We start from the raw sequence: 7,237 nt of genomic DNA on the forward strand, positions 1-7,237 counted from the left end.
GCCCGTCATATGGGGGCCGCAAAGACATCCGTACGGCGGCGGCGAGCCGTGCCCTGGCTGGTGCTCGGGCTGTGGATCGCCGTACTGGCGATCGCCTCGCCGTTCGCCTCGAAACTCGGCGACGTCCAGCGTGACCGTGCCGTCGACTATCTGCCGGCCAGCGCCGACTCCACCCAGGCCGCCAAGATCGAGGAGCGGCTGCCCGGTGGTGAGGCCACCGAAATGGTCGTCGTCTACCACCGCGACGGCGGACTGACCGCCGCCGACAAGGCCACCGCCGCCGGCCAGATCGACCGGATCGCCGACGCGCACACCCTGACCGAGGAACCGGCCGGAGTGCCGTCCCGGGACGGCACCACCCTGATCTACCCGGTGGCCAGCACCGAGCCCGGCATGGACGAGAAGGCCCGGGAGGAGATGGTCATCGATGTACGGGACATCGCGCAGGGCGGCGACGGGCTGAGCGTCGACGTCGGCGGTCCGGAGGCGCTCGACACGGACGCCTCCGAGGTCTACGACTCGCTCGACGGACCGCTGCTCTACACCGCCCTCGCGGTCGTCGCGCTGCTGCTGATCATCATCTACCGCAGCCCGTTCCTGTGGCTGCTGCCGCTCTTCGTCGCCGGTTTGGCCGACTATCTGTCGATGGGCCTCGCCTACGGGCTCAACCAGTGGTTCGGGACGTCCGTGTCCGGCCAGAGTTCCGGCATCATGACGATCCTCGTGATCGGCGCGGGGACCGACTACGCGTTGCTGCTCGTCTCCCGGTACCGGGAGGAACTGCGGCGCATCGAGCGGCCGTACGACGCCATGGTCACCGCCCTGCGCGGCTGCGGGCCCGCCGTGCTCGCCTCCTCGGGCACCGTCGCCGCCGGACTGCTGTGCCTGCTCGCCGCCGACCTCAACTCCAGCCGGGGCATGGGCCCGCTCGGCGCCCTCGGCGTGCTGTGCGCGCTGGTGGCCATGCTGACCCTGCTGCCCGCGCTGCTGGTGCTGCTGGGCCGGCGGGTGTTCTGGCCGCTGGTGCCGCGCTACGGCAGTACACCCAAAGTCCGCCGGTCGCTGTTCTCCGCGATGGGCAGCTCCGCCGGGCGACGCCCGCTGACCGTGCTCGCCGGTGGCGCCGTCCTGCTCGGGGCGCTCGCGCTGGGCACGCTGAACCTGCCCGGCACCATCAAGCAGGAGGACTCCTTCACCAACAAGCCCGAAGCCGTGGCCGCCATGGAGACCCTGGCCAAGGCCTACCCCGAGCAGGGCACGCAGCCCATCAGCGTCATCGCGCCCACCGACCGGGCCGACGCCGCCCTGGCCGACATCCGCGACACGGGCGGCGTGGAGAGCGCCGAACGCGGTCGCAGCGGCGACGGCTGGACCGAGATCTCCGTACTCGCCGCCGCCCCGCCACAGTCCCCGGGCGAGACCCGCACCATCGAGGATCTGCGCGACCGGCTCGACGGCTCCTACGTCGGCGGAGTGAGCGCCGAGCAGATCGACCTGAAGGACACCAATGCGAGCGACACGAAGGTCGTCGTGCCGCTCGTCCTCGCCTCCGTACTGCTGATCCTGATCGCGCTGCTGCGCAGCATCGTCGCGCCGCTGCTGCTGGTGGCCGCCGTGGTCGCGGTGTGGGGGGCGGCGCTCGGCATCGGCGGGCTGGTCTTCGGGCCGGTGTTCGGCTTCGAGGGCACCGACCCCGGACTCGGGCTGCTGTCCTTCGTGTTCCTCGTCGCCCTCGGTGTCGACTACGGCATCTTCCTGATGCACCGGATGCGGGAGGAGGCGTTGAAGGGCGCCGAGCCCGTGGCGGCCGCCCTCACCGCGCTGCGGACGACGGGCGGGGTCATCGCCTCCGCGGGACTGGTCCTCGCGGCCACCTTCGCGGTGCTCATCAACATGCCGCTCGTCCAACTCGTCGAGCTGGGCTTCGTCATCGCGGTGGGCGTCCTGCTCGACACCTTCCTCGTCCGCACCTACCTGGTCACCAGCGCGAGCGTCGCGCTGCGCCGCAGGGTGTGGTGGCCGGGCCGCCTCTCCCGCGAGCCCGAACCACCAATGCCGCCGAAGGAACCCGAGCTGGTGACCGCGTCCGCCCACTGACCCGAACAGGCGCCCCTCCCTCCCGGAGGGGCGCCCTCCGCACGGAAGATGACCCTGTGCAGACATCCACCACCACGGCATCTCCCCGCCTCGGCGAGCGGGTCATGGCGGCGATCAACCGCGACCCCCGCACCGCCCCGCACGGCATGCGCAACGACGCGCTGCTGGCCGGGGCGCTCGCCGTCGTCGCCACGGCCCTCGCCCTGCTCGTCAACGACGGGCTGCGGCCCGACGCGCTCGGCTGGACCCTGTTGCTCGCCGCGCATGTGCCGCTCGTGTGGCGGCGCCGCCACCCCGTGCCGGTGCTGCTCGTGGCGCTGGCCTGCATCGCTCCGTACCACGCCCTCGACAACAACCACACCGCGCCCATTCCGGCGACCATGGTGGTGCTGTACACGATCGCGGCGACCGGCACGGTGCGCCGTACGCTGCTCACCGGCACCACGGTCCTCGGCGTGACGCTGATCATGAACGCCCTCACCAACCCCGACGGGGTGGTGGAGCTCCTGCGGATCTCCGGCTGGGTCGTCGCCGTCCTCTTCATCGGCATCGACGTCCGCTACTACCGCCAGTACGTCGCCGCCATCGTCGAACGCGCGGTACGCGCCGAACGCACCCGGGAGGAGGAGGCCCGCCGCCGGGTCGCCGAGGAGCGCCTCCGGATCGCCCGTGACCTGCACGACCTGCTCGCGCACAGCATCACCCTCATCGGCGTGCAGACCTCCGTCGCCGCGCACGTCCTCGCCGCCGACCCCGAGCGCCTGGACCGGGAGACGGTCGCCAAGGCCCTCGACGACATCGCCGAGACGTGCCGGACGGCACGCGGCGAGGTGCGTACGACGCTGGAGGTGCTGCGGGAGCACGGCTCGCCCGACGCGCGTGGCGCGCTGCCCGGCCTGGACGGACTGCGCGACCTCGTGGAGACCGCCCGGCTCGCGGGCGCGCGCGTGGAGCAGACGGTACGGATACGGCACGCCCCGCCAGCCGTCGGCGCCGCCGCCTACCGCATCGTCCAGGAGGCGCTGACCAACGCCGTACGGCACGCGGGACCCGAACCGTCCGTCCGCGTCGACCTGCGCGAGCGGGACGGTGCCCTGCACCTCACGGTCACCGACGACGGCACCGGAGCCAGGGATGCGGCGCGGCCCGGCTTCGGGCTGGTCGGCATGCGCGAGCGGGCCCGCAGTGTGGGCGGCACCCTCGTCGCCGGGCCGCGTGCGCAGGGCGGCTTCGAGGTGGCCGCCGTACTGCCCATGGACGTGATGGAAGGGACCCGATGACCATCCGAGTGCTGCTGGCGGACGACCAGACCCTCGTGCGCGCCGCGTTCGCCATGCTCATCGAGTCGGCCCCGGACATGGAGGTCGTCGGCCAGGCGGGCACCGGCCGCGAGGCCGTGCGGCTGGCCCGCAGCGAACGCGCCGACCTCGTCGTGATGGACATCCGCATGCCCGACCTGGACGGCATCGAGGCGACACGCCAGATCGCCGCCGACGAGGACCTGGCCGGCGTCAAGGTTCTCGTCCTCACCACCTACGACACCGACGAGCACATCATCGACGCGCTGCGGGCCGGCGCCTCCGGGTTCCTGGTGAAGGACACCCGTCCGGCCGAACTGCTGGACGCGATCCGTACGGTGGCGGCCGGGGAGGCGCTGCTGTCACCGGGGCCGACGGCACGGCTGATCGAGCGACTTCTGCGCAGCCCTTCGGCTCCACCGGCGGCGGGCGGGCCCGAATGCCTGTCCGAACGGGAGCGCCAGGTGCTCACCCTGGTGGCGCGCGGGCTCAACAACACCGAGATCGCCGAGGCGTTGGGCCTGAGCCCGCTGACGGCGAAGACGCACGTCAGCCGGATCATGGGGAAGCTGGGGGCGAGGGACCGGGCGCAATTGGTCATCGTGGCGTACGAGTCGGGGATGGTCAGACCGGGGACCATGTGACGGACAGCATCCGACGATCCGTCAGGGAGAGGGATGAGACTCCTGATCCGCACCCTCCTCGTCACCGCCGTACTCCTCAGTCCCCTGGCCGCTCCCACGGCCACCGCCTCGGCAGCCGCCTGCACCACCTCACTGCCGTACGTCTCCGGAAAGGGCGGCTACGACACCTACCGCATCCCCGCCACCGTCAGGACCGGCGAGGGCACGATCCTCGCCTTCGCCGAGGGCCGGCGCGACGGCGCCGGCGACACCGGCAACATCGATGTCGTCCTGCGCCGCTCCGGCGACGGCGGCTGCACCTGGGGCCCGCTCCGGGTCGTCGCGGCCGGCGGTGGGAACACCCGGGGCAACCCGGCACCCGTGTACGACCCGCGCGCCCAGGCGGTCATCCTGGTCACCTCCTACAACAGCGGGAACGTGACGGAGGGTCAGATCATGCGCGGCGAGGTCACGCCCCAGCAGAGCCGCCGGGTGTTCGTGCAGCGCAGCTGGGACGACGGCCTCAGCTTCACGTCCCCGCGCGACATCACCACCCGCGTCAAGCCGCGGAACTGGCGCTGGTACGCGACCGGCCCTGGCCACGCCGTCGCCCTGACCCGCGGCCCGCACGCCGGACGCCTGGTGGTCCCGGCCAACCACTCAACGGCCCCGCCCGCCGGCTCCGCCGACACCGGCCAGGAGCCCAAGTACTACGGCGGCCACGCCCTCTACAGCGACAACGGCGGCCAGACCTGGAACCTGGGCTTCGTCGACACGACCTACAACGGCTACAACAACGCCAACGAATCCACCGCCACCCAGCTCCCCGACGGCCGCCTCTACTTCAACTCCCGTGACCACAACGGCACGAGCACCGGCAACCGGCTCGACAGCCATTCGAGCAGCGGCGCGCGGAAGCTGGACCGCCCCTACCGGGTGCAGCCCACCCTCAATGACGTGCCCGTGGTGGAGGCCAGCGTCCTCCAGGTCCAGTCGGGCCCGCTGCTGTTCTCCGGCCCGTCCGTGCCCACCGCCCGGCGGTCCATGGCGATCTGGCGCAGCAAGGACGCCGGAAAGACGTTCAAGAAGGTCCGCACCCTGGACGGGCGCCGGGCCGCCTACTCCGACCTGGTGCAGGTGAACCGGGACACGGTCGGAATCCTGTACGAGACGGGGACGAAGGGGACGTACGAGACGATCGAGTTCCGCCGGCTTCCGGTCGGCGGGCTCTGACTGAAGGTCACGGCATTCCTTCCTGATTGGGCAACTTGCCTGTTGCTGTTGCCCATTGGAGGGAGAACTCTGAGCTATATCTGAGGTGACTCTGCTCTCTTTTGTCGTTATTGGGCAAAAGCTGACACAGGAAAAATCCGCAGGATGTCAATAGCCTCGGAGTTCCACCACGGCCCCCAGTGGGCCCGGTGCCCCCATGTCGCCTCACAGAGAGCGTCGTTGGAGCCAAACCATGTCTCACGCTCAATTACCCGGCTCTCCCCCAACCGCTGAGCGCTACCGGTCCCGCCTGCTCCGCCACGCGTACCGACTCACCTCCGGAGACCGGCACCGCGCCGAGGACATCGTGCAGGAGACGATGTTGAGGGCCTGGCTCGCGGCCGCCGACCTCGACCGGTACGACGAAGACCGCCGGATCGCCTGGCTCTACCGCGTCGCCCGCAATCTTGCGGTCGATGCCCGCCGACGCGACCGGACCGTCCCGGTCGGCGTGATTCCGGACGACATGATGCACCGGCCGGACACTGTCGGCGACCTGGCCGACAGCGTCGCCGACCGTCAGGTCGTCCGGCTGGCCCTGGCGGGACTCTCGCCCGAGCATCGCGAGGTGCTGTTCCACATCCACTTGCGCGACCACACCCGGGCGCAGGCCGCGCGGACCATCGGGGTCCCGCAGGGGACCGTCAAGTCGCGTAACCACTATGCCCTGTTGGCGCTACGAGACCAGATCCAGGCGGCATGAGGAACACCGATCCCTTTGTCTTCTTCCGGCAGCACAGCGACACCATCTACCGGGTGCTCGGCATCGCCGGGGCGCTGCTGCTGGTCTTCCTGCTGCTGCGCGTGTGGGCGATGCGCTGGGGTGGCTGGCGCGCGGCCTGGGCGCGGCTGCGCCGTGAAGTCGCCGTCACGCGTTACGCGTTCACCGCGCCCGTGCGGGCCTGGTACCGCCACCGGAGCAGTCTGCGGCTGCTCGTACGGCAGTTGGGCGCCCCCGCGACGTGGCGGGACGCGGAACGGGCCCTGGCCGCAGCCCGGTTGGCCGCCGCGCCGGCCCGGCCGTACGCCGTGCTGGTGGCCTCCGACTCGGTCGCCGTGTTCCTCGCCGGGACCGAACTCCCGCAGCCCGACCCCGACGGGGCGTGGTGGACGGAGCCGGACCAGCCGGAGCGATGGCTCGTCGCCCGCGCGGACCTGCCCTCGGTGACACCGGAGGCGGCCGACGTCCGCCCGATCATCGTCGCCGTCGGTGAGGCGGACCGGTCGGTGGCCTTCCTCGACCTGGCCGTCGGCCCGCCCGTGCTCTCCGTCACCGGGAACGACCGGGCGGCCACGGCCCTGGTCCAGGCGGTCGCCGCGCAGCTCGACGTACGGCTGCCGAGCCCGCTGGTCGTCGTCGCCGAGGGCGTGCACCGGGACTACGCGGGCCCCCCGGTGCGGTCCGCCTACCGGACCGCCCGTCAGACCCCGCCCCGGCTCGGTATCGCGCCCGTGCTGATCGCGGCCGAACTGCCGGACCCGCTGCCCCCGGAGTTCGCCGCCCCGCCCGGGGACGACCCCACGGTCCGGGCCGTGGTCCTGGGCCCCGGCCGGGCATACGTCCGCTCGCTGCTGACCGACCGGCACGGCCGGGTGGCCGTCGCCGGGACCCCGCTGCTGGCCCGCTGCGGCCCGCTGGGCCGCGCCGTGGCCAGGGTGCTGCCCTCGATCCCGCCCGTCCTGCCGCCCGCCCCGGCCGCCGAGGCCTCGACCGGGCTGTCCGGCCGCCACGCGCGCGACCTGTTCGAGGAAGAGGAGGAGGCGGGGGAAGCGCCGAGGGTGTCCCGCGGTATGCCTGACGCGTCCGGCACCTCCCTGCACACCAGCGGCGAGGCCCCGCTCCCCGGCGCCTCCCGCACGCCCGGCCCCCGCCCGGAGCCCGCCGCCCCGGCCCCCGGCACCACGTCCACGCACAGCTGACCCCGCCCGCTCGGCCGGCCTCCGTCC

The 7,237-nt window shown here is 72.3% G+C and carries 6 protein-coding genes; all 6 read left to right on the plus strand.

Features of this window, described 5'->3' with window-relative positions; translation table 11 throughout:
• Positions 1–9 precede the first annotated feature (9 nt).
• The 6 genes from ACTWQO_RS27790 to ACTWQO_RS27815 all read left to right on the plus strand — a co-directional run bounded on the left by ACTWQO_RS27790 (position 10) and on the right by ACTWQO_RS27815 (position 7,210).
• A complete protein-coding gene (locus tag ACTWQO_RS27790) occupies positions 10–2,097 on the plus strand; it encodes an MMPL family transporter (protein ID WP_443240096.1) in 2,088 nt (695 codons plus the stop codon).
• The gene (locus tag ACTWQO_RS27795) at positions 2,094–3,377 is read left to right on the plus strand and encodes a sensor histidine kinase (RefSeq protein ID WP_443240102.1); all 1,284 of its coding nucleotides are present in this window, start codon (positions 2,094–2,096) and stop codon (positions 3,375–3,377) included. The genes ACTWQO_RS27790 and ACTWQO_RS27795 overlap by 4 nt, the downstream gene beginning before the upstream one ends.
• Complete coding sequence (locus ACTWQO_RS27800; protein ID WP_443240097.1) at positions 3,374–4,039, plus strand: response regulator transcription factor; 666 nt, start codon at positions 3,374–3,376, stop codon at positions 4,037–4,039. Before ACTWQO_RS27795 ends, ACTWQO_RS27800 begins: the two co-directional genes overlap by 4 nt.
• A gap of 33 nt (positions 4,040–4,072) precedes the next feature.
• Positions 4,073–5,251: a sialidase family protein gene (locus ACTWQO_RS27805; RefSeq protein ID WP_443240098.1), complete on the plus strand. Its 1,179-nt coding sequence runs from the start codon at positions 4,073–4,075 to the stop codon at positions 5,249–5,251.
• A 232-nt stretch (positions 5,252–5,483) separates the two neighbouring features.
• Positions 5,484–5,993, plus strand: a complete 510-nt coding sequence (locus ACTWQO_RS27810; protein ID WP_443240099.1) for a sigma-70 family RNA polymerase sigma factor — start codon at positions 5,484–5,486, stop codon at positions 5,991–5,993.
• Positions 5,990–7,210 (plus strand): hypothetical protein, encoded by a 1,221-nt coding sequence (locus ACTWQO_RS27815; protein ID WP_443240100.1) that lies wholly within the window; start codon positions 5,990–5,992, stop codon positions 7,208–7,210. The genes ACTWQO_RS27810 and ACTWQO_RS27815 overlap by 4 nt, the downstream gene beginning before the upstream one ends.
• The last annotated feature ends 27 nt before the right edge of the window (positions 7,211–7,237 follow it).

Origin of the sequence: Streptomyces sp. 4N124 (assembly GCF_052245395.1) — a bacterium.
Classification (GTDB): domain Bacteria; phylum Actinomycetota; class Actinomycetes; order Streptomycetales; family Streptomycetaceae; genus Streptomyces.

Coding starts and splice junctions, on each gene's coding strand:
- ACTWQO_RS27805 (WP_443240098.1), top strand. CDS start 4,073: ATGAGACTCCTGATCCGCACCCTCCTCGTCACCGCCGTACTCCTCAGT.
- ACTWQO_RS27815 (WP_443240100.1), top strand. CDS start 5,990: ATGAGGAACACCGATCCCTTTGTCTTCTTCCGGCAGCACAGCGACACC.
- ACTWQO_RS27790 (WP_443240096.1), top strand. CDS start 10: ATGGGGGCCGCAAAGACATCCGTACGGCGGCGGCGAGCCGTGCCCTGG.
- ACTWQO_RS27800 (WP_443240097.1), top strand. CDS start 3,374: ATGACCATCCGAGTGCTGCTGGCGGACGACCAGACCCTCGTGCGCGCC.
- ACTWQO_RS27810 (WP_443240099.1), top strand. CDS start 5,484: ATGTCTCACGCTCAATTACCCGGCTCTCCCCCAACCGCTGAGCGCTAC.